This window comes from Enterobacter sp. AG326, from assembly GCF_004362415.1.
Classification (GTDB): Bacteria; Pseudomonadota; Gammaproteobacteria; order Enterobacterales; family Enterobacteriaceae; genus Enterobacter; species Enterobacter asburiae.
Genome location: NZ_SNXG01000001.1, coordinates 437425 through 463894, shown reverse-complemented (window position 1 = coordinate 463894; position 26470 = coordinate 437425). Strand labels below are relative to the sequence as shown.

The window sequence follows — 26470 nt, the reverse complement described above, 5'->3', positions numbered from 1 at the left end:
CGTGATGAGCGAACGATTTCGTGATGTTTCACCGGAAGACGCCGAGCTTCAGCCCATTATCGAAGGGCTGTTCGGTGAATATGCCGCCCGCTACGGGGACTACTTCTCAAAAGACGCGGAGGTTGAGCTCACCGAATGGTATTTAGCGCCGCAGGGGCTGTTTATCGTGCTGGAGCGCGACGGGAAGATTATCGCCACCGGCGCGTACAAACCTTTCGACGAACGCACCGCGGAAATCAAACGCATCTGGACGGACAAAACCCTGCGTCAGCAGGGGCTTGCCGGGCGCGTGGTGCAGGAGCTTGAGCGCAGGGCGGTGCTGGCAGGATACAGCCAAATTTACCTGACAACCGGCTTTCGCCAGCCGGAAGCGGTCAGGCTCTATCTCAGCCAGGGCTATCAGCCGCAGTTCGATCTGAACCGCGATCCGGAAGAGTACAGCCAGCCGCCGTTTGACGGTCGGCTGCGCTTCACCAAAACGCTGGTACGCGAAGCGTTCAGTAAAACCGCATGAGGAATGACGATGAGCAACGTTGAAACCATTAAGGTGGTCCCGGCGCGTTATCCGCTGCGGGCCGTCGGCGCCGCGGTGGCGCTGTTTTTCCTGGCGGTCGTGATTCAGTCCGTGGCCTTTAACCCGCGCTGGGAGTGGGCGGTGTTTGCCCGCTGGTTCTTTGACCCGGTGATCCTTGAAGGTGTCGGGCAGACCCTGCTGCTGACGCTGATCGGCACCGCGCTGAGCGTGGTGTTTGGCGGCATGCTGGCGCTGGCGAGACTCTCTTCATCCTGGCTGCTGAGCAGCCTGGCGTGGGCCTACATCTGGCTGTTTCGATCGCTGCCGCTGATCGTGGTGCTGATCGTTCTCTACAACTTTTCCTATCTCTACGACACGCTCTCGCTCGGCGTGCCGTTCACCGGCATCACCTGGGGCAGCTTTGAAACCATCAACGTGCTGGGGCAATTTTCTACCGCCGTGGTGGGGCTAACCCTGGTGCAGAGCGCCTATACAGCCGAGATCATTCGCGGCGGATTCCTCGGGGTCGATCACGGCCAGTACGAGGCCGCCGCCGCGCTCGGCCTGCCGGCCTGGCGCCGCACGGTGCGGATCATTTTGCCTCAGGCGCTGCGCACCATTCTGCCGTCGGGATTCAATGAAATCATCAGCCTCGCCAAGGGCACGGCGATGGTGTACGTCCTGGCGATGCCGGAGCTGTTCTATACCATCCAGATGATCTACAACCGCACGCAGGAGGTGATCCCGCTGCTGATGGTCGGTGCCGCCTGGTACCTGGCGATCACCACCGTCCTGTCCGCTATCCAGTACGGCGTCGAACGCGCGCTTGCCCGCAGCGAACGCCGCTCTGCCGTTAACCAGAACCGTGCCGCTCGTCGCACCCGTTCTGTCACTACCACGCCAGCACAGGAGCCCGTCCATGCAAGCCTCTCCTGAAGGACATATTTCGATTACCGGCGTCAGCAAATATTTTGGCCGCCATAAGGCGCTCGACAACGTTTCGCTTGAGATCCCGCCCGGCTCCGTGACGGTGATCCTCGGGCCGTCCGGCTCCGGTAAATCGACGCTGCTGCGCACCATTAACCACCTGGAGCGCGTCGACGAAGGATTTATTCAGATCGACGGGGACTACATCGGCTATCGCCGTCAGGGCGACAAGCTCTATGAGCTAAAGGAGAAGGAGATCCTCAAACAGCGCGTCAACGTGGGCTACGTGTTCCAGAACTTCAATTTGTTTCCGCACCTCACGGTGCTGGAAAACCTGATTGAGGCGCCCATCGCGCATAAAAAGCTCAGCAAAAAAGAGGCGGTGGAAAGGGCGTACAGCCTGCTGGACGTGGTTGGGCTGCGGGATAAAGCCGATGCCTGGTCACGCCATCTTTCCGGCGGTCAGCAGCAGCGTATCGCGATTGCCCGCGCGCTGGCGCTGCGTCCTCGCGTGATGCTGTTTGATGAACCCACCTCGGCGCTGGATCCGGAGCTGGTAGGGGAAGTGCTGGACGTGATCAAAAAGCTGGCCCGGTCCGGCACCACGCTGGTGGTGGTGACCCACGAGATCGGCTTTGCCCGGGAAGTGGCGGATCAGGTGGTGTTTATGGTCGACGGAAAAATCGTCGAGCAGGGAAGCAGTGACGAGGTATTAAACCGTCCGTCACATGCGCGAACGCGCCAGTTTCTCTCCAAAGTTTTGTAAGGAGTGCCAATGAAATACGGACTTCTGGCGGGGCTGGTCTTCACGACGGCGAGCCACGCCAGCATTGATTTGAAAGCCAACGAGCAGCCGCTGCCGGTGACGGTGGATCGGCAGGCCGTGGCGAAGATCCCCGCCAATTACAAATTCGTTGAGCCGGGTACGCTGACGGTCGCCGTTTCGGCGCTGAACTCTCCGCCGCTGGCGCTGCTGGCCAGCGATAACCGCACGCGCATCGGCAGCGACCCGGATATCGCCCGCCTGCTGGCGGGCAGTCTGGGGCTAAAGCTGAAGCTGGTGCCGACGGCGTGGGAAGACTGGCCTCTGGGGATCGCCTCCGGGCGCTACGACGTGGCGCTGGTGAACATTGCGGTGACCGAACAGCGTAAAGAGAAGTTTGATTTTGCGACCTACCGCGTCGATTCGCTGGCGTTTTCGGTGAAATCCACCAGCGAGATCCAGTCAATCAAAAGCGCGGAAGATCTGGCCGGGAAAAAGGTGATTGTCGGCTCTGGTACCAATCAGGAGCGCATTCTGCTGGGCTGGAACGAAGAGAACAAAAAGGCGGGGCGGACGCCTGCGCTGCCGGTCTATCTCCACGACGATGCCTCGGGCAATCTCTATATTCAGTCCGGCAGGGCGGACGTGTTCTTTGGCCCTCAGTCGGTTTCAGCCTACAAATCGGCGCTCACCGGCAAAACCCGCGTTGTCGGTTTAGGGCCGAAAAAAGCCTATGTCGCGACCACCACCAAAAAAGGCAATGAGCTGGTGTACGCGCTGCAGGCCGCGCTGGACGGCGCGATTAAGCGCGGAGATTACCAGAAGGTGCTGGCGCGCTGGGGCGAGCAGGGGGAAGCGGTGGCACAGTCGGAGGTCAACCCGCCTGGGATAACCTACTAATGGTGCTCTATACCCAAAATAATTCGAGTTGCAGGAAGGCGGCAAGGGAACGAATCCCCGGGAGCGTACATAAGTACGTGACTGGGGTGAGTGAGTGTAGCCAACGCACCTGCAACTTGAAGTATGACGGGTATACACTTAGGGTTTTCATCCCGAAGGAGGCAACATGATTAAACTCTATGGCGTACCCGGCTGGGGCTCGGCAATCGGTGAAGTGATGCTAACCCTGGCTGATATCCCTTATCAATTTATCAACGTGGACGGGTTTGACCAGCCCGGTCCGCAGCGTGAGCTGCTGCAAAAGCTCAACCCGCTGTGTCAGGTACCCACGCTGGAGCTGGAAAATGGCGCCATTATGACCGAAACGGCGGCGATCGCCCTGATGGTGCTCGACAGATGCCCCGATCTCGCGCCGCCCGTGGGGCAGGCCGAACGCCAGCAGTTTCAGCGCTTGCTGATCTGGTTTGTGGCCAACGTCTATCCCACGTTTACGTATGCGGACTATCCAGAACGCTGGGCGCCGGATGCGCCTGAACAGCTGCAGAAAAACTGCATCGAATACCGGAAGTCGCTTTACTTGTGGTTCGAAACTCAGCTCAAGGCCGCCCCGTTTGCGTTGGGTGAACGGCTGACGCTGCTGGACGTGTATATCGCGGTGGCGCGCACCTGGGGGCCACGCCATGACTGGTTTGCGACCAATACGCCGAGGTTTACGGCTATTGCGGACACCGTATGCCAGCTGCCGGAACTGCACAAGGTGTTAAAGGCCAACGGTATTATCTGATAACGTGGAGCCCTGACTCACAACTGGAAGCCTGCATATGCCACACGTAGATATCAAATGTTTTCCCCGCGATTTGAACGACGAACAAAAAACCGCACTGGCCGAGGATATTGCTGAGGTCATTATTCGCCATTTCAACAGCAAAGACAGCTCGGTGTCCGTTGCGTTGAATCAGGTGAACCAGGAGGACTGGAAAGCGCAGGTCTGGGATACCGAAATAGGACCGAAGCTGGACGAGTTAATCAAAAAGCCAGGCTATTCAATGTAAGTGCAACTGCCGGGGGGATCGCTCCTTCCCGGTTTTTCCCCGCCTCGTCTTCCCGCTTTTCGCAAAAAACGATAAAAATGCGTTTTATCTTATCCGTTACACTTTACGTTTCTGACTGACAGCCCATCAATCCTTAGGAAAGATCTCCAACAGAATCAGTTAAGGACAGACACGTTAAAGGATAATTTTCTCATGACAAAATTACCCCGTTTTTCACTCGCCTTTCTTCATCCCCGTTACTGGCTAAGCTGGGCCGGCATTGCCGCACTGTGGCTCATCATGCTGCTCCCTTATCCGCTGTTGTTCAGAATCGGTCATGGCCTGGGTCGACTGGCGATGCGCCTGCTTCCGCGCCGCGTTGAGATTGCCCGCCGCAACCTGGAGCTCTGTTTTCCGGAGATGAAAAAGGCGGAGCGAGAGTCGCTGCTGCAGCGTAATTTTGAATCGGTAGGAATGGGGGTAATCGAAACCGGGATGGCATGGTTCTGGCCCTCGTGGCGGGTGAAGAAATGCTTTACCGTGCAGGGGTATGAGCACATGGAAAAGGCGCGGGCAAAGGGCAATGGCGTGGTGCTCGTTGGCATGCATTTTCTCACCCTCGAGCTGGGCGCGCGGATCTTTGGCATGCTCAACCCCGGCATTGGGGTGTATCGTCCGAATAATAACGCGCTGCTGGACTGGCTTCAGACGCGCGGACGCCTGCGCTCCAATAAAACCATGCTCGATCGTCATGATTTAAAGGGCATGATCCGCTCGCTGAAGCAGAATGAGATTTTGTGGTACGCCCCGGACCATGACTATGGCAAAACCAATAGCGTCTTTGTGCCGTTCTTTGCTGTTCCGGATGCCGCCACGACCGCGGGTAGCTACATGCTGGTCAAAAGCGCTAAGCCTGCCGTCATTCCCTTTGTGCCGCGCCGCAGGGCGGACGGCACCGGCTACGAACTGATTATTCTGGAGGATATCAGCGAGTCGCTGCAGGGAGGAGATAAAGAATCTGTTGCGACGCAGATGAACAGGGCGATTGAACAGGCGGTACGGATGGCGCCAGAACAGTATATGTGGCTGCACCGGCGCTTCAAAACGCGTCCTGAAGGTCAGCCTGACCGGTATGCCCGCCGCAAGAGTGTGGCACCACGGGCTGATATCCTGTCTGCCGCCGATCTTTCCGAACGGTCGGGCATCCAGCACTAAGGCAGCAATCCTGCCCTCACCGTGCAATGAGGGCAGGATCGAGGCTTACAGCGCAGACCTGCGGTACGGCGCATAGTCCGCCTGCCACCAGGTCTTCTCAATACGCGCCATCAGCGTCTCATCATCTATCGCCTGAGCCACGCCCTGTTCAATCGCGGCCCGGGCGACGGCGACGGCAATCTGGCGTGATACCGTTTCAATCTGATCTACCGGCGGCAGCAATCCACCTTTTTCCGTGGTGACCAGCGGAGACTGCGCGGCCAGGCTGCGGCTTGCTGCCATCAGCATCTCTTCAGTCACCCGGCGCGCGTTACAGGCCAGCACGCCCAACCCCAGGCCCGGGAAAATATAGGCGTTGTTACACTGGGCGATCTCGTAGTGTTCATTCTCCCAGAATACCGGGGCGAACGGGCTGCCGGTGGCCACCAGTGCGGCACCCTGGGTCCAGGCGATAAGATCCTGCGGCTGGGCTTCCGCCCGCGAGGTCGGGTTAGAGAGCGGCGTGATGATCGGGCGCGGACAGTGGCGATGCATCTCTTTGACAATCTCTTCGCTGAACAGCCCCGGCTGGCCTGAAACGCCGATCATCACCGTAGGATGCGCGTTCTTCACCACGTCCAGCAGGGAAATATTTTGCGAGTCTACCCGCCAGCTGCAAACGGCGTCGCGCGCGGTAAGCAGGTTTTTCTGGAAATCGAGCACATTGGTCATGTCGTCTGTCAGCAGGCCGAAGCGATCGACCATAAAGATCCGACTGCGCGCTTCGGACTCGGTCAGGCCGTCATCCACCATCAACGCCACAATTTTTTCAGCTATCCCGCATCCGGCAGAACCGCTGCCCAGGAAGACCACGCGCTGATCGCGAATGCGCGTGCCCGCCGCATGCGCCGCCGCCATCAGCGTACCGGCGGTGACGGCGGCCGTGCCCTGGATATCATCATTGAAGCAGCACAGCTGGTCGCGGTAGCGCTGGAGCAGCCTGGTGGCATTTTTCTGCGCGAAGTCTTCAAATTGCAGGAGCACATTGGGCCAGCGCGCTTTAACGGTGCTGACAAACATATCCATAAACTCAGCGTACTGATCGTCGCTGATGCGCGGGTGGCGCCAGCCCATGTACATCGGGTCGTCGAGGTGCTGCTGATTATTGGTGCCGACATCCAGCATAATCGGCAGGGTAGAGGCCGGATGGATCCCGCCGCAGGCGGTATACAGCGACAGCTTGCCAATTGGGATACCCATTCCGCCGATACCCTGATCGCCAAGCCCTAAAATACGTTCCCCGTCCGTCACCACAATCACACGAACGTCGTTGCGCGAAAAGCTTTGCAGCATCTCATCAATACGATGGCGGTTAGGCCATGAAATAAACAGGCCGCGCGCGCGTCGATAAATCGTGGAGAAATGCTCGCAGGCTTCACCGACCGTCGGGGTATAGATAATCGGTAACGTCTCTTTCAGATGCAAACGCAAGAGGTTATAAAAGAGAGTTTCATTGGTGTCCTGAATATTTCGCAGGTAAACGTGACGCGAAATATCGCTTTTAAAATGACAGAACTGCACCCAGGCGCGCTCGGTTTGTTCTTCAATAGTTTCAACGTTGTGCGGCAATAATCCATGCAGATTAAAATTGTCACGCTCTTCTTTAATAAATGCGAGTCCTTTATTTAGCAGCGGATTTTCCAGCAATACGGCCCCGTTATAGGGGGTGTACAGAACTTCTTTCCGGGACATGGTTAACTCCTGAATTTTTTATATAAAGCAGATTAAGAAATAAAATAGATCATAATGCCTTCGGTCACGACCCCGACGGCAGTGCCAATTAATATGGAAGAGGATGCGGTATCAATATAGGTATCGCTGCGTAAAGCAAACATACCTGCGGCAATCGCGGAAGGCGTTGCGCCAATAATGACGACCTGCTGCAGTAAGGTATGGCTCAGGCCAAAGGCGATCCCTGCGGCGGCCATCATTGCCGGCTGAATCAGGTTTTTAATACTGATATTGGTAAACGTCTGCACGTTCAGTTTTGGACGTTCACCGTAAAACAGCAGGCCGAGGGCAAACAGGGACAGCCCGCCTGAAACCTTTCCGACCATCTCAATAGGCATGCTGAGAATAGAAGGGATTTGCACGCCGGCCAGACTGAGCAATACGCCGGAGACCGGGATCCAGACGATAGGATTGCGCGCCGCTTTGATGAGGTTTTGCACAATCATCGCGCCCGGGTGCAGCGCCTCCAGGCCGTCAAGACCATTTTTATCACCCATACGAATCAGGACGATAGTCAGAGGGATCATGATAACGCTGGTAATGATATTGCCAATCAGCACGCCGATAAATCCTTCCGGCCCAATCAATACCGCCAGGACCGGTGCGCCAAAGTAGGCCATATCGGGAAAGGCGCAAACCAGAGACTGAATGGCGCTGGTTTTGATATCGTGGCGAAAAACGTAGCGCGAAATAAATAGCGTCAGTAAATACGACCCCATTAAACCGACAACTAAAACGGCCATAAAGGTCAGGTTCTTAATTTTATTGGGATCGGTATGCAATGCACCGATAAAAAGATGGAAAGGAAGGGCGAAACGAATCACCACGGTTGCCATGACGTTTGCATCTTCACGCCGGGAATATCCCAGCTTTCCACTTAGCCATCCAAGTAACATTATAAAGACGAGCGGAAACAGTGACTGTAATAGTAATGAAGGCATAGTATTTCCTGTAGGGTATTTTATGTGTTTTATTGCAGCGCTAATCTAGCGCTTAGAAAGCAGGGCAGGAGTGACAAGGGTCACACTCTCTCTGGTTTTATTAATTTCAAAAAGATTGCATTAGTTGGATAAGTAATACTTTCGTCAAATATTGATAAGACGCAAGAAAGCAACATTAGCTGTTATAAATAACTTTAGTTACTTAACGCTGAATTAAGTTATTTAAAAGCAAAGAGCCAGATTGTTCACATTTCTACCCGCAGGCCCGTGATAATTTCATCGTGAGCCTGTTTTTAGAAAAGGCCATCTAAGTCTTTATTTATATTTAAGAACATTTATTCGTATCAGGAATAGTTTCAGTTATTCCTTTCTCTGTTTATCCGAACACAAATTCAGGTGATTATATGAAAGATAATCCTGTACCGACTTCTGAGCTGTCGACCTCGCGTTTTGCCTTTGGGCTCAACAATACCGAGGTGGGCACGGTCCCGTTGATGCTGTTCGTCGGGATTGCCGCGATTGTGGCGACATCCGCCTGGGCAGGGCTGCTGCCAAAAAATATGATTGGTGGACTCGCGGTCATCATGACACTCGGCTTCGCGTTTGCCAAAGTCGGGCGTCAAATCCCGGTGCTGAAAGATATCGGCGGCCCGGCGATCCTGTGCCTGATGGTCCCCTCCGTGCTGGTCTATTTTGGCGTATTCGGGAAACATACCCTTGATACCGTGCATCTGCTGATGAAAGAGGCGAATCTGCTCTATTTCGTCATCGCCTGCCTGGTGGTCGGCAGCATTCTGGGGATGAACCGGGTGCTGCTGATCCAGGGGATGATGCGCATGTTTGTTCCGCTGGTGGCGGGAACATGCATGGCCGTGCTGAGCGGCCTCATTGTGGGCTCACTGTTTGGTTATACGCCTTACCACACCTTCTTCTTCATCATTGTACCCATCATCGGCGGCGGGATTGGCGAGGGGATTTTGCCGCTGTCCCTGGCCTATTCGGCAATACTGGGGCAGACGCCGGACGTCTACGTTGCGCAGCTGGCACCTGCTGCGGTCGTCGGGAATATCTTCGCCATTATTTGTGCGGGCTCGCTGGCGCGTCTCGGCGCGAAACGTCCTGCGCTTTCGGGAAATGGCATGCTCACGCGGAGTAAAGACGACGCCAGCCTGTTTGCCGGGGCGCAGAGCACGCAGCAGACGGATTTTCATCTGATGGGGGGCGGATTGCTGATGGTGTGCGCGTTTTTCATCGTCGGCGGATTGTTTGAAAAACTGGTACACATTCCCGGCCCGGTGCTGATGATCCTGATTGCCGTCCTGTGTAAATACTTCAGGGTGATCCCGGCCTCAATGGAGCAGGGCGCGCACAGTTGCTATAAATTCGTCTCGGCTGCGCTGGTCTGGCCGCTGATGATCGGCCTCGGGATGTTATACGTGCCGCTTGAGAGCGTGGTGTCGGTCTTCTCGGTGGGATACGTTGTGGTGTGCGGTTCGGTTGTAATTGCGATGGCGCTGAGCGGCTACTTTATCGCGTCGCGTCTGAATATGTATCCTGTGGAAGCGGCGATTGTGACCTGCTGCCACAGCGGGCTGGGCGGAACGGGGGACGTGGCCATTTTGTCCGCGTCAAACCGAATGTCGCTCATGCCGTTCGCGCAGATTGCCACCCGCATCGGCGGCGCGTCGACGGTGATTTTCGCCACGCTGCTGATGGGTTGGATTATGGCGCGCTGATCCGATACGTCAGGATGCTGAATCGCAACGATATTTTCAGGGTGTCGCTGCGGTTCAGTCCTTTATAAAACTCACCGCGCTGTATAGAATTACCGCACCCACAGTGACGGGATACCACACGATGACCGGAAGAGTTGATTATCAGATTGAAAAATATCTCCTTACCGAAGCCGCCGAGCCGGAGCGCCTGACGCGCCAGTGGGCAGAGGTGATGGAGGAGTGTCGTGAGCAAACGTCCGGTGCAGAGGAGCGGCTGCGCCTCGCGTTGCTTAATGTGGATTACGTCACCAGCTTCGAGCTGCCCTTCAGGCTGCTCCTTACCCGTGCGCCCCAACTGATAGACGTTGTCAGAAAAGAGCTTCAGCTCAGTCAGAAAAATGTTCTGTTTAACGGCAAGCGCTTTGGCTGCGTCTATAGCCTGAAAAGAGATCTGGACGGAATACCCGACGAGTTTACCTATCAGCTGAAAACGCGGATCCAGCGCAGTGACGCGACGGGATGTAATGAATTACCTTACAGGCAAATTGCTCAGCAGGTTAAAGCCCCCCGCGAACGACTTAAGCTGGCGCTGGAAAATGGGTTAGCGGTAACGGCACTCGACGGGCTTTTCTGGTTTGGTATTCAGCGCATTGCGGCCGATGTGCAGAGATTACGCAAGTCAGGGATGAGGATCGTGACGTCCGACGCCGAGGTGTTTGATACGCTCACCACAACAACCCGGCGGATCCCGGTCTATCGCCTGGAAGGGACTGAAATTATTTAACCTGCAGCAGTATCTCCATCAGCCCTGGAAAACGGGCATCCAGATCGTCTCGGCGTAACGAAATCATGTTCTCCCGCCCCTGCGGGCGCTGCCAGATAACGCCGCTGTCGCGCAGTACGCGCCAGTGGTGTGTCATTGTCGATTTTACTACATCCTCCGGGCGCAGCGCGTTACAGCTGAGTTCGCTGCCATCGGCCAGCCGGCGAATGATCGACAGCCGGAGCGGATTGCCGAGGGCAAACAGCACATTTTCCAGCAGTATTTGTTCAGTTTCAGGGTGGTTTGGGATCATCGTTTTCCTGCGTTTGGCGTCAGATTGAGCTATATCAACAATAGGTCAACCGTTAAAAAATAGTTCGATAATACTCGTACAATAGGACTATTATAGCAAACGAACGAATGCACGACCATCCTGGTCGTCATAGACAAGTCATAGTGACTAAGGAAATATCATGCCCCGACCCATCCCTCTCGAACGTTATCGCAACATCGGTATCTCCGCGCATATCGATGCCGGTAAAACCACCACCACTGAGCGTATCCTGTTTTATACCGGGATGAGCCACAAGCTGGGTGAAGTACACGATGGCGCGGCAACCACTGACTGGATGGCGCAGGAGCAAGAGCGCGGGATCACGATTACCTCTGCGGCGGTCAGCTGCTTCTGGCCCGGTATGGACAGAGGCTATGAGCCGCACCGGATTAACATCATCGACACTCCGGGGCATGTGGATTTCACCATTGAGGTGGAACGTTCCATGCGCGTACTCGACGGCGCCGTGATGGTGTATGACTCCGTGGGCGGCGTGCAGCCGCAGTCGGAAACCGTCTGGCGCCAGGCCAATAAATATCACGTTCCGCGTCTGGCCTTCGTCAACAAAATGGACCGTCCGGGCGCTGATTTCTTCCGCGTCGTACGCATGATGCAGGAGCGCCTGAAGGCCAATCCGGTGCCGATTGTCATTCCGGTGGGTGCCGAAGATCATTTCACCGGCGTGGTGGATCTCATCAAGATGCGCACCATTCTGTGGGACGACGCGACGCAGGGCATGGTGTTTACCTATGCGCCCGTGCCGGATGATTTGGTCAGTACCGCCCAGGAATGGCGGGAAAAAATGGTCTCTGCGGCGGCGGAAGCCAGCGATGAACTGATGGACAAATACCTGGAAACCGGCGACCTGACGGAAGCGGAAATTATCAAAGGACTGCGTATTCGCACCATCTCGGGTGAAATTCAGCCGATGCTGTGCGGCAGCGCGTTCAAGAATAAAGGCGTGCAGCGCATGCTCGATGCGGTCATTGAGCTCATGCCGTCGCCGCTGGACGTGCCGGCCATTGATGGCGTGGATGAAAAAGGGCAGCACGCGGAGCGTCATCCGAGCGATGATGAGCCGTTCTCGGCCCTGGCGTTCAAGCTGATGAGCGACCCGTACGTCGGTCAACTGACCTTTATCCGCGTGTACTCTGGCGTGCTGCGCAAAGGCGACGCGGTGTATAACCCGGTGAAAGGGAAGAAAGAGCGCATTGGACGAATCGTGCTGATGCATGCCAACGATCGCCACGAGGTGGACGAACTACGCGCCGGGGATATCGCGGCCTGCGTTGGGCTGAAGGACGTGACCACCGGCGACACGCTCACCGATCCGAATGCAGTGATCACGCTTGAACGCATGGAGTTCCCGGACCCGGTTATCTCGCTGGCGATCGAGCCGAAAACCAAAGGCGACCAGGAGAAAATGGGGATCGCGCTGCAGCGTCTGGCGGCGGAAGATCCGTCTTTCCGCCTGCATACTGACGAAGAGTCCGGCCAGACCATTATCTCCGGGATGGGTGAACTACATCTTGAGATTATCGTCGACCGCATGAAGCGCGAGTTTGGCGTCGAGGCGAACATTGGCCGCCCACAGGTGACCTACCGTGAAACCCTGCGTAAAACGGTGAAGGATATCGAAGGTAAATTTGTTCGTCAGTCCGGCGGTAAAGGGCAGTACGGTCATGTGGTGCTGAGCCTGGAGCCGCTGGAGCCCGGAAGTGGCTTTAAATTTGAAGATGCCACCAAGGGCGGCGTGGTGCCGCGCGAGTATATCCCGTCCGTTGAGAAAGGGCTGCGGGAAGCGATGAACAGCGGCGTGCTGGCGGGTTATCCGGTCGTTGATGTTAAAGCGACGCTGACGTTTGGCTCGTATCACGACGTCGACTCCTCGGAGATGGCGTTCCGCATGGCGGCGATCCTCGGCTTCAAAGAGGGCGCCCGCAGGGCGGATCCGGTGATTCTCGAGCCGATCATGCACGTAGAGGTGGAAACGCCGGAAGAGTACGCCGGTAACATCATGGGCGATCTCTCCTCCCGCCGCGGCATGGTGCAGGGGATGGCAGAGCAGTACGGAAGCCAGATTATTCGTGCTGACGTGCCGCTGGCAGAGATGTTTGGTTATGCCACAACACTGCGCTCGATGTCCCAGGGGCGCGCGACGTATACGATGGAGTTCCATCATTTTGCGGAAGCCCCGCGGAATGTTGCGGATGAGATTATTTCACGACGTGCGAAGTAATTAATTGCACACGGTAGCCGCTGGGCTATCGTGTGCTTTTTCCTATGCAACAGAGGGCGTTTCCTTTCATATCACGTTTTTACTTTATCAGCGTGGCCGAGCGAACTTTCCATACGCCTTTTTCCTGAACGAGACAATCTGCTACAACGTGATCTTGTTTCTTACCAAACGCGATATAGACGTTTGTGCAAACGGCATCAAAATCAGAATGTAAGACGGTTATTTGATTCCAGTCTTTATCCCAATCCTGCGATTTGATGAACATATCCGCATCTGGCATGTCTTTTTCGTTACTGTCTCCAGAGTACATTTCTTTAATTGCTGCAATGGTCCCTGAAGCTACGAACTCGTTCATGATGTCTGGATTAAGTACTGGCGGTTTGTTCTGATCTAACTGCGCGATATACCATTGATTGAATTTAAGCGCCGCCTGACCCGGTGCATAAATGTTATCTGCGATAGCGAACGGAGACAGTGCGAAAAGTAAAAAGAAGAGTGTTTTCATTAGTCATGCCTGAACAGCTCGTAATGAGGCTGTATGTTTCGGTAAGCCTGTCCTGGATACAGAGAGCGTTGTACAAAATCGCTGATCCACTGCTGACCATCGTATATGCAAACGTGGCCGCTATCGTGGCCCACAATATTTTGGATAACGGCTACGTCACCGGCATGAGGTTGATCGTATACCAGGCGGAATCCAGCATTGACCAATGTCCGCCCCATGTCTTTTGCCAGACGCGTATTGGGGATTTTTAATCTTCCACCCGTTCTGATCGCTTCGGTGACGTAGTGAGCACAATAACCCGTGCTCTTCGATTGGGCGTGTGATTTGGCATATGAGATTGCGCCATCTTTATTCCATGTCATTGATATTTCCTTAATGCGAGAGTGCTAATGCGGCAACTCCGGAAATATCCTCCGTTTTAAAAAGTAATAGTAAACATAAAATGCCATAGAAATTTACTATAATTCAGTAGGATATGATTAAGTAAATCAATCCGGCGCCTTCACCATCTTCCCGCTCGCCACAAACGTCCCGGCTCCAAGATGATGCAGGGTATTCAGCTTATCCCCGTCAAACTGCCAGCGCCCGGCGATAAACGCGCGTTCATCGGCTGCCGCTGAAACCACTTCACCAAACAGCGTATCGTATTTTTCTGCCGCTGAGGTGACGGGTAATAACCGACACTCCATCCACGCCAGACATTTTTCTTCAATCACCGGCAGGCCAAGTTCAGGACCGTTCACGACCGGGATCCCGTAGCAGTTGAATTTGTCTTCATCGCGCCCGCTGACGCTACCGACAGCGTATGTCCAGTTGGCCGCCGCCACGCCGGGGATGACGATGCCAAATTTCCCGCTGCGTTCAATCAGCTCGCGCGACCAGGTGCTTTTATCCACGACGATCGCGATGCGCGGCGGTTCAAACTCGACGGGCATTGACCATGCGGCGGCCATCACGTTGCGTCTGTCGAGGCTTTCATCCCGACTGGTGATAAGCACAGTTGGGCCGTGGTTCAGCAGACGGCTGGCGTGACGTAATTCAACAGGGCGAAAGTGGCTCATAGGATCTCCTCATCTACACCGATGAGTATGACGAAAAAGCACGTAAATCAAAGTGGGTGCGTAAAATTAGTTTATAAACAGAACATCTCAATCAAAGGAAACTGATGTATGTCCCCATTTCTGACCGCCTATTTTGCCCGCATCGGCTGGGCGCAACCGACGCGGGTGGATATCGATACCCTGCGCGCGCTGCATTTACATCACAACTGTGCGATCCCTTTTGAGAATATTGATGTTGTTCTGCCGCGCGAAATCCAGCTTGACGATCGGTGTCTGGTCGACAAACTGGTCACCGCACGTCGCGGAGGGTACTGCTTTGAGCAAAACGGCCTGTTCGAGCGTGTCCTGCGTGAAGTCGGGTTTACGGTGCGTAGCGTCCTGGGGCGCGTGGTATTAGCGAATCCGCCGCAAATGCCGCCGCGCACGCACCGCCTGCTGCTGGTTGAGCTTAACGGTGAGCGCTGGATTGCCGATGTGGGGTTTGGCGGCCAGACGCTGACGGCGCCGATTCGACTGCTCGCTAATGAAGAACAGGAGACACCGCACGGGCTGTATCGTCTGCTGAGCGAGGGGAACGACTGGGTGCTGCAGTTCCGTCACCACGAGCACTGGCAGTCGATGTACCAGTTTGACCTCACAACGCAGTATTTCAGCGATTACGTGATGGGGAATTTCTGGTCGGCGCACTGGCCGCAGTCGCATTTCCGTCATCATCTGTTGATGTGTCGCCATCTGCCGGACGGCGGCAAGCTGACGCTAACCAACTTCAACTTTACCCACTGGCAGAACGGTCACGTAGAAGAGCAGATCCATCTGCCGGATGCTGAGGCGCTATATCAGCTGATGCAGGAACGCTTTGGTCTTGGGGTTGACGATCCGAAGCACGGCTTTACACTGTCAGAATTGACGGCGGTGATGGCAGGGTTTGATACGCATCCGCAGGCCGGGAAATAATGCGCAAAGGGGCTGGCCCCCTTTGCCGTACCGTAGGCCGGGTAAGACGTTTCCGCCACCCGGCAACATCACTGATGAGGCGGGCTAGAAAACAACTCGAGCGTGATGAGTTTATCAAGATGATTGTTAAAGGCGGCTTCGTCCATTTCAGGCATGTTTAAGATATACATTCCGTCAAGGCCGCACACCAGACCAATCAAGCGCCAGGCAATATTTTCCGCCCGATCGCCCGGATTCAATTCTCCGGCCTCCGTTCCCGCTTTGATAAGCGCCACCGTTTCCTGGTGCCACATCTCCATAGTCATCACATAGGCGCCTTTGATGTCGGCATCGCGGCTGGCCAGGATCTGCGCCTCACGCCACAGGCGAATATAGGGCTCAAACCTCCCGTCATCGCTGCCGAGCATGCCATGAAGCTGCTCCCGCCATCCGGCCTGTTTACCCGCGACGTCCGCATCCAGCAGTTCGCGAATCAACCGTACGAAGGCCAGCGATTTTAGTTCGCCGCCGGACGTAAAATGATGATGCACCTGGCCGGTGGCGACTCCGGCCTCGGCGGCAATACGGCGTACCGTCATAGCAGCCAGTCCTTCAGCCAGCGCCACGCGCATGGCGGCCTGTAAGATGGCTTCCCGCCGTTCATCCTTGCTCAGATATCGCATGTTTACTCACTCTCAATGGGAATGAAACGAGTGTAACAAAAAGCTGGACATACGTTCAACTTTACGTAGGATCGCATCCTGGACATGTGTCCATGTTTTAAAAGAAAAGGAAATTTATGTTTCGTCAGTGGTTAGCGTTAGTGATTATCGTGCTGGTGTATATCCCGGTGGCGATCGACGCGACGGTGCTGCACGTGGCGGCGCCGACATTGAGCATGACGCTGGGCGCCAGCGGCAATGAATTGCTGTGGATCATCGATATTTACTCGCTGGTGATGGCGGGAATGGTGCTGCCGATGGGCGCCCTGGGTGACCGCATTGGTTTTAAACGATTGCTGATGATTGGCAGCACGCTGTTTGGCCTGTCGTCGCTGGCGGCAGCGTTTGCCCCGTCAGCAGGGTGGCTGATTGCGGCGCGCGCCTCGCTGGCAATCGGCGCGGCGATGATTATTCCGGCTACGCTGGCTGGGATCCGCACGCTGTTTATCGACGCGCGGGATCGTAATATTGCGCTCGGCGTCTGGGCCGCGGTGGGGTCAGGTGGCGCGGCGTTTGGCCCGCTGATTGGCGGTATGCTGCTTGAGCATTTTTACTGGGGATCGGTGTTTTTAATCAACGTGCCGATCGTGCTGGTGGTGGTTTCGCTGGCCGCGCGTTTTGTGCCTCCTCAGCAGGGCCGCCCGGAGCAGCCGCTGAATATTAGCCATGCCATCATGCTGATTGTGGCGATTTTGCTGCTGGTCTACAGTGCGAAAACCGCCCTAAAAGGCGTCCTGTCACCGTGGATAGTCGCGTCCGCGCTGGTGACCGGCTCGGTGCTGCTGTTTATCTTCGTGCGTATTCAGCTCCGCGCTCGCGTACCGATGATCGACATGCGTCTGTTCTGCCATCGCATCATTTTGAGCGGCGTGGTGATGGCGATGACCGCCATGATTGCCCTGGTCGGGTTTGAGCTGCTGATGGCTCAGGAGCTGCAGTTTGTTCATGGCTTTACGCCGTTTGAAGCGGGAATGTTCATGCTGCCGCTGATGGTGGCGAGCGGGTTTAGCGGTCCGATCGCGGGTGTGCTGGTCGGGCGTTTGGGGCTACGCATCGTCGCCGCCGGCGGAATGGGGCTCAGCGCCGTCAGCTTTATCGGCCTGTCGATGCTCGACTTCAGCACGCAGCAGTGGCTGGCGTGGGGGCTGATGGTGCTGCTCGGCTTCAGCGCCGCCAGCGCGCTGCTGGCCTCGACCTCGGCAATTATGGCGGCCGCGCCGAAAGAGAAGGCCGCCGCCGCAGGGGCGATTGAAACCATGTCCTATGAACTGGGCGCTGGGCTGGGGATCGCCATCTTTGGTCTGCTGCTGACCCGCAGCTTCTCGGCGTCAATTGACCTGCCGCCCGGGCTGAACGCCTCGCTCGTCGATAAAGCCTCGTCATCCATTGGTGAGGCGATGAAGGTGGCGCAGGATCTGACCCCGACGCTGGCGGAGTCGGTGATTGAGGCGGCGAAAAGCGCGTTTATCACCTCGCACAGCGTGGCGCTGGGCAGCGCGGGCGGAATGCTGCTGCTGTTGGCTGTGGGGATCTGGTTCAGCCTGGCGAAGGTCAAGCCGCAGTAATACAGGGCGCGCGGTTGGCGCGGGCGGGGCAGATGGGCTATGTTTTTTATAGGATTATCTGACTCTTGCTGGAAAATATGAGCCCTCGCCACAGCAGTGAACCGTCCCAACCGCTCTCCCGGTTAACCCTGCTTGCAGGAGGCGCGCTGGGCGTCGTTTTTGGTGATATCGGCACCAGCCCGCTCTATACCTTCCGCACGGTGCTGTCGCTCTCTGAGCATGACCCTACGCCCGGCGTCATCCTGGGCCTGCTCTCCCTGATTACCTGGACACTCATCCTGGTAACGTCCATAAAATATGCCGCCTTCGCCATGCGAATTGATAATCATGGTGAGGGGGGCATCATGGCCTTGATGTCGCTTCTGGTGGAGAAAGGCAAAGGCGTGCGCTGGGTCATTTTTGCCGCTCTGATTGGCGCAGCGCTGATTTACGGTGACGGTGCGATAACCCCGGCTATCTCCGTGCTTTCTGCCCTTGAAGGGCTGGAGATGGTGATCCCTGAGTCCCAGCCGTACATATTACCCCTGACGGTGGCGGTTCTGCTGGCGCTGTTTCTTCTTCAGCCTTTTGGCACTGCGCGAATAGGGAAAATATTTGGCCCGGTCATGGCGCTGTGGTTTTTGGCGATTGCTGCGCTGGGCGTGCGAGGGATCGTTCAACACCCCTCGGTACTGCTGGCCCTCAACCCTGCGTACGGCATCGCGTTTTTGTTTTCGAACGGGTACACCAGTTTCCTGGTCCTGGGCGGCGTTTTTCTCTGCGTGACGGGGGCCGAGGCCCTGTATGCAGACATGGGACACTTTGGTAAAAAGCCGATCTGGCTTGCCTGGTACGGCATCGTCTTTCCTTCGCTGCTGCTCAACTATGCTGGCCAGTCAGCGCTGATTCTGGCCGGTGCCGACAGCAAACAAAACCTTTTCTACACGCTTTGTCCGCCTGTGCTCCAGGTTCCGCTCATCGTTCTTGCCGCGCTGGCGACGATCATCGCCAGTCAGGCGATTATCACCGGCGCTTTTTCCATGACGCGCCAGGCCATTCAGCTTGGCTGGTTACCCCGATTACGCATCAAACAGACGGCGGCAGAAAGCTACGGCCAGATTTATATCGGGATAATCAACTGGCTGCTGATGGGGGTGACCATCGGGCTGGTGGTGTTCTTTAAATCCTCCGATAAGCTCGCCGCCGCGTACGGCATCGCCGTGTCGTTAACCATGCTGATGACCACGGGGCTGCTGTTTGTGGCGATGCGCGAAGTGTGGCGCTGGAGCCTGGCCAGCAGCGCGGTGATTGCCCTCTGCTTCCTGGTGATTGATGCCACCTTCTTGTTTGCCAATCTGATTAAGGTCCTGGAGGGCGGCTATATTCCGCTGCTGATGGCCGCCGCTATTTGTACGGTGATGCTGATCTGGCACCGCGGCGTTAAGGCGGTATCCGCATCGGTGGGCGAGAAGGGCGTCAGCGTGGATGCGTTCTTTGCCCAGCTTCAGCAAAAAACGGTGCCCAGAGTCGCGGGCTCCGCCGTCTTTTTGACCCGTACGCAGAACAATATCCCGCCGGTCATGCGCTGGCATGTCGCGCGAAACCGGGCGCTACAGCAGGACGTGTTGTCGCTTACCATTGATATTCTGAATGTGCCCTACGTGGGGGAAGAACAACGCATCAGGGTAGAGCAGCGCGCGCCGGGCTACTGGCACGGCGTGGCGCAGTACGGCTTTATGGAACACCCGGACATCCCGCGTTTGTTGCAGGGTGTCAGCGAGATTAACGCGCTTTTTGCCACGGATGACGCCACCTGGTATGTCGGGCATGAAACTATTGTGGCAGGCGAGGGTGAGGCAGGTATGGCGGCATGGCAACGGCACATCTTTGCTTTCATGAAGCGCAACTGCACGCACGTCATCAACCACTATCACCTTCCCAGCGATCGGGTTGTCGAAATCAGCCGACGCGTTGCCGTGTAGATTCTGGCGAAAGCAGAGGACCTCTGCTTTCGCACCGTTCTATCTCTCAAGGGCCGCAGACAGGACGCTATGCAATAACACATTCGCCCCTTTCTCCGCCCACTCCGGCAGGATCCTTTCCGCTTCGTTATGGCTGATGCCTTTCACGCAGGGGATAAAGATCATGCTGGCGGGCGCCATTTTGCTGACATAGCAGGCGTCATGTCCCGCACCGGAGACCATCGGTTTCGACGAATAGCCCAGCGCCGCTACGGCCTTCTCCGTACGAGCCAGGCATTCGGCATCAAACGCGATGGGCGCGTAGTCAAAAATGCGTTCAACGGCAGCCGCGACGCCGCGCAGGCTGAGGCTTTCAGCCACCTTATGCAGCGCCGCTTCCATGGCTTCCAGCGCCTGCTGCATAGGATGGCGAAACTCAACGCTGCATTCCACGCGGGACGGCACAACGTTGCGCGAGTTTGGCGTAACCTTCGCCATACCGATCGTCGCGCGTCCGTCCGGCGCATGCCGATAGCCAATCTCTTCCACCTTCAGCGCCAGCTCTGCGAAGGCGGTCAGCGCGTCGCGGCGGCTGTGCATCGGCGTCGTGCCCGCGTGGGCGGCGAATCCGTCCAGCGTCAGGGTAAACCAGCGCTGGCCCATTGCCGCGCGGACTAACCCGATATCGATGACCTCATCTTCCAGGATTGGGCCCTGTTCGATGTGCAGTTCGTAGCAGGCGTGAACGGGAAACGCGCGGGCAGAGGCTTCACCCCGGTAGCCAATGCTCTCCAGCGCTTCGCCCACGGTGATGCCATCGTTATCCGTGCGGGCATGCGCGTACGCTTCGCTAAACTGTCCCGTCCAGACCCCTGAAGAGAGCATGGCCGGCGCAAAGCGCGCGCCTTCTTCGTTAGTCCAGTTCACCAGCACAACGTCACGTTCAGTCTCAACGTTATGGTCGTTAAGGGTTCGCAGCAGCTCCAGCCCGGCCAGCACGCCGTAAACCCCGTCGTAGTTACCGCCCAGCGGCTGGGTATCCACATGTGAACCCGTCATGACCGGGGCAAGCTGCGGGTTTTTCCCCGCGCGACGGATAAACATATTGCCCATGCTGTCGATGTTGCAGGTGAACCCCGCGTCCAGCGCCCAGTCGCGCAGCAGGTTACGCGCAATGCGGTCTTCCTCGCTCAGCGCCAGACGGGTCACGCCACCGGCTGGCGTGCCGCCAATCTGCGCCATCATCTCAAGCGTTGACCACAGCCGTTCGGCGTTGACGCGGATCATGTCTTGTCCTTACTGCTGCGGTAGCGGAAATCACAGCACGAACCGCCCTGCATGATGGTGGTCGTGCGGGTCAGCTTCACGTCCGGCGCATAGCCAACGATGAATTTTTCATCGCGCGCGCAGGAAAGCAGATGACCAATCTCGCCCAGCCCCATTTCGTGATACATCTCCGCGTAGCGGCAGCGGATCACGTTGTAGTTGTACTGCTGGTCGTCGGCGTCGATCACCTTCACGTCAAGCGCGTTATCTTTTTCCCACAGATACTGCAGAGCGATGAAGCTCCTGACGTCCGCGCCGTTGGGTTCTTTGCTGGCAAACGCTTTGCCTGCGTCAATCGCGGCCTGCTCGATAGCCTCGCCAATGACCGCCTGGGCGCGGGTTTTTCCTATCTCGCGCACCAGGATTTCATAAATTGGCTTAATAATTTCTGCTTCAATTTTGCGGCGGGCGAGAATGCCCAGCTCGTTATTATCACTCATCACATTGCCCTCGCTGCGTTACTTCGCTTTTGCGCCACCCAGCACGGTCTGCGGCTGCCATTTGCCATCGACAACTTTGTAAACGGTGAAAGACGGCGATTTCAGGTTACCTTCTTTATCAAACGCGATCTGTCCAGTGACGCCGGAGTAGCTGATGGCGCGCAGGGCGGGCAGATAGTCGGACGGCTCAACGGAGTCTGCTTTTTCCATCGCCGCAACCAGCACGCGGGTGGCGTCATAGGCGAACGGAGCGTGCAGTTCGATATGGGTATGGTAGCGTGACTGGTACGCCTGCTCGAACGCTTTACCGCCCGGCATCTGGTCAACGGGCAGACCTGGTTCGAGGGCAACCACGCCTTCGCCTTCTTTCTGCGCCAGCTGCAGGAACGTCTGGCTGACAAATCCGCCTGCGCCCATCAGCGTGGCGTTCATGCCCAGCTGTTTGATACGACGCGCCAGCGGTGCGGCCTGGCTGTCGACGCCGCCGAAGAAGATCAGATCGGCGTTTTTACTGCGAATAGCGGTCAGCACGGCGCTGAAGTCCACCGTTTTGTCATCAACGTACTGACGATCGACAACCTTCACGCCCTGCGCTTCAAGCGATTTAATAAACTGGTCCGCCAGTCCCTGACCAAAGGCGGTACGGTCGTCGATCACCGCAATGCGTTTGGCTTTCAGGGTATTAACCGCGTACTGGCCGGCTAGCTGACCGCCGTCGTCGTCGTGGCCCATCACGCGGAAGCTGGTATCAAAACCCTGTTTGGTATAGGCGTGACCGGTCGCGACCGGTGCCACCTGTGCGATGCCCGCATCGTGATAGATACGTGCGGCAGGAATGCTGGTACCGGTGTTCCAGTGGCCGACCACGCCCGCCACGCCGCTATCCACCAGACGCTGCGCCACGGCCACGGCGGTGCGCGGGTCGGACTGATCGTCTTCGGACTGCAGTTTGAAGGTCACCGCTTTGCCGCCGATGGTCGGGTGCTGTTTGTTAATATCGTCAATGGCCAGCTGCGCGCCGTTCTCCAGATCTTTACCGATACGGGCGGACGGGCCGGTGAGCGGGCCTGCCAGACCGATAACCACGGTTTCACCGTCGGCTGCCCACGCGGCCGTCGAGGCAAAACTGCCGAGGAGGATAGCGGCGCTGAGCGCACTGATTTTTACTGTTTTCATTGTTTTTCCCTGATGTTGGCTGGTGTTGTTAAACGGGCATTTCGCCCAAATAAATCTGTGCAATCCGGTCGTCATTGAGCAGCGCTTTCGATTCGCCATGATGAACAATGCTGCCGCTGTCCATGACCCACGCGCTGTCGGTGACTTCCAGCGCGAGACGGGCGTTTTGTTCGATGAGCAGCAGGGCAACGCCGCGCTCGCGCAGGCCGGCAATGACGGCAAAAATGTTTTCGACCATCTTCGGTGCAAGGCCCATCGAGGGTTCGTCGAGGATCAGCAGGCGCGGGCGGCTGAGCAGGGCGCGGTTAAGGGCCAGCAGCTGTTGTTCTCCGCCGGAAAGCAGGCCTGCGAGCTGATGCTGGCGCTCTCCCAGGCGTGAGAAGCGTTCGAAGATCTCGTTCATCTCGCGCTTAACGGTGACAGTGTCACGCCTGAGCCAGGCGCCCATCTGCAGGTTTTCCAGGACCGTCATTCGGGAGAAGATCCCCCGGCCTTCCGGGACCATCACCAGTCCGTCACGGAGCAGGGTTTCGGGCCTGTGCTTACGCACCGCTTTACCGTTGAATTCAATACGGCCGCTAAAGCTTTCCAGCCCGGTAATGGCGCGCACGGTGGAGCTTTTCCCCGCGCCGTTAGCGCCGATCAGCGTAGCCTGTTCGCCCTCGTGCAGGGTAAAAGAGACATCGCGTACGGCCTGAATGCCGCCGTAATGCACGTCCACGCGTTCCACCTTCAGTAATTCAGACATGGGCGTTGCCTCCAAGCCAGGCGGCGATCACTGCCGGGTCGCGGCGCACGCTCTCCGGCGTGCCGCTGGCGAGCGTTTTACCGTAATCAAGCACCGTCAGGCGATCGCAGATGCCCATCACCAGCTTGACGTCATGTTCAATCATCAGCAGGGTTTTGCCGTCGTCGCGCAGGCGGATAAGCAGCTCGCCGAGCGCCACTTTTTCCGCTGCGTTCATCCCGGCGGCGGGTTCGTCCAGCGCCAGCAGCAGCGGATCCGTTGCCAGCGCGCGGGCAATCTCCAGACGGCGCTGATGGCCATAGGCCAGATCGCAGGCGCGGTAGTGCGCAAACTTCGCAATGCCGGTGTACTCCAGCCAGTGCCAGGCCAGCTCCCGGGTCTGTTTCTCTTCTTCGCGAGCGCGTTTGTGACGGCTCAGCGCGGCCCACAGGCCGTTGCGGGTGCGCACGTGGCGGCCCACCATCACGTTTTCCAGCACCGACATATCGTTAAAGAGGCGCACGTTCTGGAAGGTGCGCGCGATCCCGGCGGCGGTGACTTTCTCAATGTGCTTTGGAAAATAGGGCCTATCGGCAATTGAAAATTCACCGCTGTCCGCCGGATAAAGCCCGGTGATCAGATTAAAACAGGTGGTTTTTCCCGCCCCGTTAGGACCAATCAGGCCGTAGATCTCGCCCTTGTTCACGGCGATCGAAACGTCGTCCACGGCGGTAAGCCCGCCGAAGCGTTTTGACATGTTGCGTACGGTTAACAGACTCATGTATTCACCTCCTTGTGGCGTACCGGCCAAATCCCGGCAGGACGCACCAGCATGACCAGCACCAGCGCCAGGCCGTAGAACAGCTGACGCAGCACTTCCGGGTCAATCAGTACCGTACCGAACAGCGCCTGCTGAACCGGGGCTGCCTGACTGCGCAGCAGTTCCGGCAGGGCGGTAAGCAGAATCGCGCCGAGGATCACGCCCGGAATGTGTCCCATCCCGCCCAGCACCACCATCGCCAGCACGGCAATGGATTCCTGTAACGTGAAGGATTCCGGGGAGACAAAGCCCTGAAACGCGCCGAAGAGGGCACCCGCCACGCCGCCAAAAGAGGCACCCATCGCAAAGGCCAGCAGCTTATAGTTACGCACGTTGATGCCCATCGCGCGGGCCACATCTTCATCTTCACGGATGGCGTGCCAGGCGCGACCAATACGGGAATGCTGCAGGCGCAGGCAGACAAAAATAATCGCCACAATCACCAGCATCAGCAGGTAGTACCACAGCCACAGGGCGGGCACTTTGAAACCAAACCAGTGGTATACGCCGCTGAACTTCAGGCCGAACAGATTCAGCGTATCCACCCCGGTAATGCCCTTCGCACCGTTGGTGATGTTCACCGGACGGTCGAGGTTGCGCATCAGGATGCGGATAATTTCGCCAAAGCCGAGGGTTACTATCGCCAGATAGTCCCCGCGCAGCTTCAGCGTGGGAGCACCCAGTAAAATGCCGCAGACCGCAGCGACGAGCGCCGCCAGCGGAATAATCAGCAGATATGAGGTGTGCAGCCCGTCCGGGAACCAGACGCCGAGGAGAGGAAACACCTCCAGCAGGTGCGGCGAGGCCATCAGTGCGGCGAGATAGGCGCCGACCGCGTAAAAGGCGATAAACCCCATATCCAGCAGGCCGGTATAGCCCACCACAATATTGAGCCCCAGCGCCAGCATGATGTAGAGCAGGGCGAAGTCGATAACGCGCACCCAGTAGTTGCCGCCAAGCTGCGTGGCCACCGCGGGAGCAACCAGCAGCGCAAGGCAGAACAGGACCATGCCTGACCAGAATTTGCGCGTCGCCGCCGGGGTTTGTAGTTGAAGCGTTGTCATTGTTTCCCTCACGCCCTGTGCGCCACGCGCTCGCCCAGCAGGCCTGCTGGGCGGAAGACCAGCACCAGAATCAGGACCATGAAGGCAAAAACGTCCTGATAGTTGCTGCCGAAGACGCCGTGGGTCAGTTCACCCAGGTAACCTGCGCCCAGCGCTTCGATAATGCCGAGCAGGATCCCGCCAATCATTGCGCCACGAATGTTGCCAATGCCCCCCAGCACGGCGGCGGTAAAGGCTTTGATCCCGGGCAAAAAGCCCATCGAGAAGCTGGCGTTGCCGTAGTTGCTGGCCATCATCACGCCTGCCAGCGCGGCAAATACGCCGCCAATGGCGAACGTCAGGGTAATAATGGCATTGGGGTTAACCCCCATCAGCGTGGCAACGCGCGGGTTTTCCGCCACGGCGCGCATGCCGCGCCCCAGGCGGGTGTATTCCACCAGCAGCCATAGCCCGGTCATCACCGCAAGCGCCAACGCCACGGTAACAATGCCGGTGACGGTCACAATGGCGGGGGGATGCAGTTCGCTTCCTGACGTCACGGCGATCGGCTCCATGGGCAGGATCTGCGGGAACATCAGCGGGTTGCGCGTCCAGATAATCATCGCCACGGTTTGCAGCAGGACCGAGACGCCGATACCCGAGATCAGCGGCGCCAGGCGCGGGGCGTTGCGCAGTCGGCGGTAGGCAAAGCGCTCCACAGCCATTGCCAGCAGGGCGCAAACGGCCATGGCAATCACCAGGGCAACGCCAAGCTGCAACAGCAGCGGCATGTGCGGAAAGGTGGCGTTCAGGGCGTTAATGGCGGAAAGGGTGGTGAGCGCACCGACCATCAGAATATCGCCGTGAGCAAAGTTAATAATGCGCAAGATGCCATACACCATGGTATAGCCCAGCGCGATCAGCGCGTAAATGCTTCCCAGCATCACGCCGTTGATCAGTTGTTGTATGAGTGTATCCAACGTCTGTTCCCGCAAAGTCTTCTTTCTGCGGCTACCATCCGATAAATGAATTAAATTGTAAAATACACATATATTATTTCTTATGATAAACCGCTATTGCTTTATCTTAATGATTTATAT

Annotated in this window: 27 protein-coding genes; 13 read left to right on the top strand and 14 right to left on the bottom strand. The window is 57.0% G+C overall.

Features of this window, described 5'->3' with window-relative positions:
* Positions 1-4: 4 nt before the first annotated feature.
* The 7 genes from DFO52_RS02185 (at position 5) to DFO52_RS02155 (ending at position 5350) form a co-directional block, all read left to right on the top strand.
* A complete protein-coding gene (locus tag DFO52_RS02185) occupies positions 5-514 on the top strand; it encodes a GNAT family N-acetyltransferase (RefSeq protein WP_008501765.1) in 510 nt (169 codons plus the stop codon).
* A 9-nt stretch (positions 515-523) separates the two neighbouring features.
* On the top strand, positions 524-1450 hold the full coding sequence (locus DFO52_RS02180) for an amino acid ABC transporter permease (protein WP_133549136.1): 927 nt from the start codon (positions 524-526) through the stop codon (positions 1448-1450).
* Positions 1434-2207 (top strand): amino acid ABC transporter ATP-binding protein, encoded by a 774-nt coding sequence (locus tag DFO52_RS02175; protein ID WP_023311967.1) that lies wholly within the window; start codon positions 1434-1436, stop codon positions 2205-2207. The genes DFO52_RS02180 and DFO52_RS02175 overlap by 17 nt, the downstream gene beginning before the upstream one ends.
* A 9-nt stretch (positions 2208-2216) precedes the next feature.
* Positions 2217-3104 carry an ABC transporter substrate-binding protein gene (locus DFO52_RS02170; protein WP_133549134.1) on the top strand — a complete coding sequence of 296 codons (888 nt, stop codon included), beginning with the start codon at positions 2217-2219 and terminating at the stop codon, positions 3102-3104.
* Between the two features lie 166 nt (positions 3105-3270).
* Entirely contained in the window at positions 3271-3888 is a 618-nt protein-coding gene (locus DFO52_RS02165) for a glutathione S-transferase family protein (protein WP_023311965.1), read from the top strand.
* Between the two features lie 37 nt (positions 3889-3925).
* Positions 3926-4156, top strand: a complete 231-nt coding sequence (pptA, locus tag DFO52_RS02160; RefSeq protein ID WP_023335848.1) for a tautomerase PptA — start codon at positions 3926-3928, stop codon at positions 4154-4156.
* A gap of 192 nt (positions 4157-4348) precedes the next feature.
* On the top strand, positions 4349-5350 hold the full coding sequence (locus tag DFO52_RS02155) for a Kdo(2)-lipid IV(A) acyltransferase (protein ID WP_133549132.1): 1002 nt from the start codon (positions 4349-4351) through the stop codon (positions 5348-5350).
* A gap of 45 nt (positions 5351-5395) precedes the next feature.
* On the opposite strand, the gene DFO52_RS02150 is transcribed toward DFO52_RS02155, so the two are convergent.
* Positions 5396-7081 (bottom strand): NAD-dependent malic enzyme, encoded by a 1686-nt coding sequence (locus DFO52_RS02150; protein WP_133549130.1) that lies wholly within the window; start codon positions 7079-7081, stop codon positions 5396-5398.
* A 32-nt stretch (positions 7082-7113) separates the two neighbouring features.
* Positions 7114-8061, bottom strand: coding sequence for an AEC family transporter (locus DFO52_RS02145; protein WP_133549128.1), 948 nt, complete (start codon positions 8059-8061; stop codon positions 7114-7116).
* Between the two features lie 404 nt (positions 8062-8465).
* Here DFO52_RS02145 and DFO52_RS02140 point away from each other — a divergent pair, with 404 nt between their 5' ends.
* Positions 8466-9797, top strand: coding sequence for a 2-hydroxycarboxylate transporter family protein (locus tag DFO52_RS02140; RefSeq protein WP_133549126.1), 1332 nt, complete (start codon positions 8466-8468; stop codon positions 9795-9797).
* A gap of 121 nt (positions 9798-9918) precedes the next feature.
* On the top strand, positions 9919-10560 hold the full coding sequence (locus DFO52_RS02135) for a helix-turn-helix domain-containing protein (RefSeq protein ID WP_133549124.1): 642 nt from the start codon (positions 9919-9921) through the stop codon (positions 10558-10560).
* On the opposite strand, the gene DFO52_RS02130 is transcribed toward DFO52_RS02135, so the two are convergent.
* Positions 10553-10852 (bottom strand): helix-turn-helix domain-containing protein, encoded by a 300-nt coding sequence (locus DFO52_RS02130; protein WP_029741089.1) that lies wholly within the window; start codon positions 10850-10852, stop codon positions 10553-10555. The genes DFO52_RS02135 and DFO52_RS02130 overlap by 8 nt on opposite strands.
* Positions 10853-11012: 160 nt before the next feature.
* On the opposite strand from DFO52_RS02130, the gene fusA reads away from it, so the two are divergent.
* Positions 11013-13112, top strand: a complete 2100-nt coding sequence (gene fusA, locus DFO52_RS02125) for an elongation factor G (RefSeq protein WP_039262847.1) — start codon at positions 11013-11015, stop codon at positions 13110-13112.
* Positions 13113-13191: 79 nt separating this feature from the next.
* On the opposite strand, the gene DFO52_RS02120 is transcribed toward fusA, so the two are convergent.
* The 3 genes from DFO52_RS02120 to DFO52_RS02110 all read right to left on the bottom strand — a co-directional run bounded on the left by DFO52_RS02120 (position 13192) and on the right by DFO52_RS02110 (position 14678).
* Positions 13192-13617 (bottom strand): DUF3828 domain-containing protein, encoded by a 426-nt coding sequence (locus DFO52_RS02120; RefSeq protein ID WP_133549122.1) that lies wholly within the window; start codon positions 13615-13617, stop codon positions 13192-13194.
* Positions 13617-13979 (bottom strand): CHAP domain-containing protein, encoded by a 363-nt coding sequence (locus DFO52_RS02115; RefSeq protein WP_133549120.1) that lies wholly within the window; start codon positions 13977-13979, stop codon positions 13617-13619. Before DFO52_RS02115 ends, DFO52_RS02120 begins: the two co-directional genes overlap by 1 nt.
* Positions 13980-14105: 126 nt before the next feature.
* Complete coding sequence (locus tag DFO52_RS02110) at positions 14106-14678, bottom strand: flavin reductase family protein (protein WP_029741093.1); 573 nt, start codon at positions 14676-14678, stop codon at positions 14106-14108.
* Between the two features lie 108 nt (positions 14679-14786).
* On the opposite strand from DFO52_RS02110, the gene nhoA reads away from it, so the two are divergent.
* Positions 14787-15632, top strand: a complete 846-nt coding sequence (gene nhoA, locus DFO52_RS02105) for an N-hydroxyarylamine O-acetyltransferase (RefSeq protein WP_039262845.1) — start codon at positions 14787-14789, stop codon at positions 15630-15632.
* A 68-nt stretch (positions 15633-15700) separates the two neighbouring features.
* Here nhoA and DFO52_RS02100 read toward each other — a convergent pair whose 3' ends face one another.
* The gene (locus tag DFO52_RS02100) at positions 15701-16294 is read right to left on the bottom strand and encodes a TetR family transcriptional regulator (RefSeq protein WP_047647633.1); all 594 of its coding nucleotides are present in this window, start codon (positions 16292-16294) and stop codon (positions 15701-15703) included.
* Between the two features lie 116 nt (positions 16295-16410).
* Between DFO52_RS02100 and DFO52_RS02095 the strand changes: the two genes are divergently transcribed.
* Together DFO52_RS02095 and DFO52_RS02090 are read left to right on the top strand one after the other, a co-directional pair.
* Positions 16411-17898, top strand: a complete 1488-nt coding sequence (locus tag DFO52_RS02095; RefSeq protein ID WP_047647634.1) for an MFS transporter — start codon at positions 16411-16413, stop codon at positions 17896-17898.
* Positions 17899-17975: 77 nt separating this feature from the next.
* Positions 17976-19859, top strand: a complete 1884-nt coding sequence (locus tag DFO52_RS02090) for a KUP/HAK/KT family potassium transporter (protein ID WP_133549118.1) — start codon at positions 17976-17978, stop codon at positions 19857-19859.
* Between the two features lie 39 nt (positions 19860-19898).
* Here the strand turns inward: DFO52_RS02090 and DFO52_RS02085 are convergent, their stop codons facing one another.
* Genes DFO52_RS02085 through DFO52_RS02055 form a run of 7 tightly spaced genes read right to left on the bottom strand, consistent with a single transcriptional unit; the run spans position 19899 to position 26350 of the window.
* Positions 19899-21125: a Zn-dependent hydrolase gene (locus tag DFO52_RS02085; protein WP_133549116.1), complete on the bottom strand. Its 1227-nt coding sequence runs from the start codon at positions 21123-21125 to the stop codon at positions 19899-19901.
* Positions 21122-21604: an L-2-amino-thiazoline-4-carboxylic acid hydrolase gene (locus DFO52_RS02080; protein ID WP_133549114.1), complete on the bottom strand. Its 483-nt coding sequence runs from the start codon at positions 21602-21604 to the stop codon at positions 21122-21124. The genes DFO52_RS02085 and DFO52_RS02080 overlap by 4 nt, the downstream gene beginning before the upstream one ends.
* An 18-nt stretch (positions 21605-21622) precedes the next feature.
* Positions 21623-22780, bottom strand: coding sequence for a branched-chain amino acid ABC transporter substrate-binding protein (locus tag DFO52_RS02075; protein WP_023335818.1), 1158 nt, complete (start codon positions 22778-22780; stop codon positions 21623-21625).
* 28 nt (positions 22781-22808) lie between these two features.
* Entirely contained in the window at positions 22809-23528 is a 720-nt protein-coding gene (locus DFO52_RS02070; RefSeq protein WP_133549112.1) for an ABC transporter ATP-binding protein, read from the bottom strand.
* On the bottom strand, positions 23521-24288 hold the full coding sequence (locus DFO52_RS02065; RefSeq protein WP_063439030.1) for an ABC transporter ATP-binding protein: 768 nt from the start codon (positions 24286-24288) through the stop codon (positions 23521-23523). The genes DFO52_RS02070 and DFO52_RS02065 overlap by 8 nt, the downstream gene beginning before the upstream one ends.
* Entirely contained in the window at positions 24285-25391 is a 1107-nt protein-coding gene (locus DFO52_RS02060) for an ABC transporter ATP-binding protein (protein ID WP_029741103.1), read from the bottom strand. Before DFO52_RS02060 ends, DFO52_RS02065 begins: the two co-directional genes overlap by 4 nt.
* 8 nt (positions 25392-25399) lie before the next feature.
* Complete coding sequence (locus tag DFO52_RS02055) at positions 25400-26350, bottom strand: branched-chain amino acid ABC transporter permease (protein ID WP_029741104.1); 951 nt, start codon at positions 26348-26350, stop codon at positions 25400-25402.
* Positions 26351-26470: the final 120 nt, after the last annotated feature.

Excerpts from the sequence above, each read along its gene's own strand:
- DFO52_RS02085 (WP_133549116.1), bottom strand. The coding sequence starts at position 21,125 with ATGATCCGCGTCAACGCCGAACGGCTGTGGTCAACGCTTGAGATGATG.
- DFO52_RS02140 (WP_133549126.1), top strand. The coding sequence starts at position 8,466 with ATGAAAGATAATCCTGTACCGACTTCTGAGCTGTCGACCTCGCGTTTT.
- pptA (WP_023335848.1), top strand. The coding sequence starts at position 3,926 with ATGCCACACGTAGATATCAAATGTTTTCCCCGCGATTTGAACGACGAA.
- DFO52_RS02110 (WP_029741093.1), bottom strand. The coding sequence starts at position 14,678 with ATGAGCCACTTTCGCCCTGTTGAATTACGTCACGCCAGCCGTCTGCTG.
- DFO52_RS02070 (WP_133549112.1), bottom strand. The coding sequence starts at position 23,528 with ATGTCTGAATTACTGAAGGTGGAACGCGTGGACGTGCATTACGGCGGC.
- nhoA (WP_039262845.1), top strand. The coding sequence starts at position 14,787 with ATGTCCCCATTTCTGACCGCCTATTTTGCCCGCATCGGCTGGGCGCAA.
- DFO52_RS02065 (WP_063439030.1), bottom strand. The coding sequence starts at position 24,288 with ATGAGTCTGTTAACCGTACGCAACATGTCAAAACGCTTCGGCGGGCTT.
- DFO52_RS02150 (WP_133549130.1), bottom strand. The coding sequence starts at position 7,081 with ATGTCCCGGAAAGAAGTTCTGTACACCCCCTATAACGGGGCCGTATTG.
- DFO52_RS02100 (WP_047647633.1), bottom strand. The coding sequence starts at position 16,294 with ATGCGATATCTGAGCAAGGATGAACGGCGGGAAGCCATCTTACAGGCC.
- DFO52_RS02135 (WP_133549124.1), top strand. The coding sequence starts at position 9,919 with ATGACCGGAAGAGTTGATTATCAGATTGAAAAATATCTCCTTACCGAA.
- DFO52_RS02170 (WP_133549134.1), top strand. The coding sequence starts at position 2,217 with ATGAAATACGGACTTCTGGCGGGGCTGGTCTTCACGACGGCGAGCCAC.
- DFO52_RS02120 (WP_133549122.1), bottom strand. The coding sequence starts at position 13,617 with ATGAAAACACTCTTCTTTTTACTTTTCGCACTGTCTCCGTTCGCTATC.
- DFO52_RS02175 (WP_023311967.1), top strand. The coding sequence starts at position 1,434 with ATGCAAGCCTCTCCTGAAGGACATATTTCGATTACCGGCGTCAGCAAA.
- DFO52_RS02095 (WP_047647634.1), top strand. The coding sequence starts at position 16,411 with ATGTTTCGTCAGTGGTTAGCGTTAGTGATTATCGTGCTGGTGTATATC.
- DFO52_RS02155 (WP_133549132.1), top strand. The coding sequence starts at position 4,349 with ATGACAAAATTACCCCGTTTTTCACTCGCCTTTCTTCATCCCCGTTAC.
- DFO52_RS02115 (WP_133549120.1), bottom strand. The coding sequence starts at position 13,979 with ATGACATGGAATAAAGATGGCGCAATCTCATATGCCAAATCACACGCC.
- DFO52_RS02185 (WP_008501765.1), top strand. The coding sequence starts at position 5 with ATGAGCGAACGATTTCGTGATGTTTCACCGGAAGACGCCGAGCTTCAG.
- DFO52_RS02130 (WP_029741089.1), bottom strand. The coding sequence starts at position 10,852 with ATGATCCCAAACCACCCTGAAACTGAACAAATACTGCTGGAAAATGTG.
- DFO52_RS02180 (WP_133549136.1), top strand. The coding sequence starts at position 524 with ATGAGCAACGTTGAAACCATTAAGGTGGTCCCGGCGCGTTATCCGCTG.
- DFO52_RS02080 (WP_133549114.1), bottom strand. The coding sequence starts at position 21,604 with ATGAGTGATAATAACGAGCTGGGCATTCTCGCCCGCCGCAAAATTGAA.
- DFO52_RS02060 (WP_029741103.1), bottom strand. The coding sequence starts at position 25,391 with ATGACAACGCTTCAACTACAAACCCCGGCGGCGACGCGCAAATTCTGG.
- DFO52_RS02090 (WP_133549118.1), top strand. The coding sequence starts at position 17,976 with ATGAGCCCTCGCCACAGCAGTGAACCGTCCCAACCGCTCTCCCGGTTA.
- fusA (WP_039262847.1), top strand. The coding sequence starts at position 11,013 with ATGCCCCGACCCATCCCTCTCGAACGTTATCGCAACATCGGTATCTCC.
- DFO52_RS02145 (WP_133549128.1), bottom strand. The coding sequence starts at position 8,061 with ATGCCTTCATTACTATTACAGTCACTGTTTCCGCTCGTCTTTATAATG.
- DFO52_RS02165 (WP_023311965.1), top strand. The coding sequence starts at position 3,271 with ATGATTAAACTCTATGGCGTACCCGGCTGGGGCTCGGCAATCGGTGAA.
- DFO52_RS02075 (WP_023335818.1), bottom strand. The coding sequence starts at position 22,780 with ATGAAAACAGTAAAAATCAGTGCGCTCAGCGCCGCTATCCTCCTCGGC.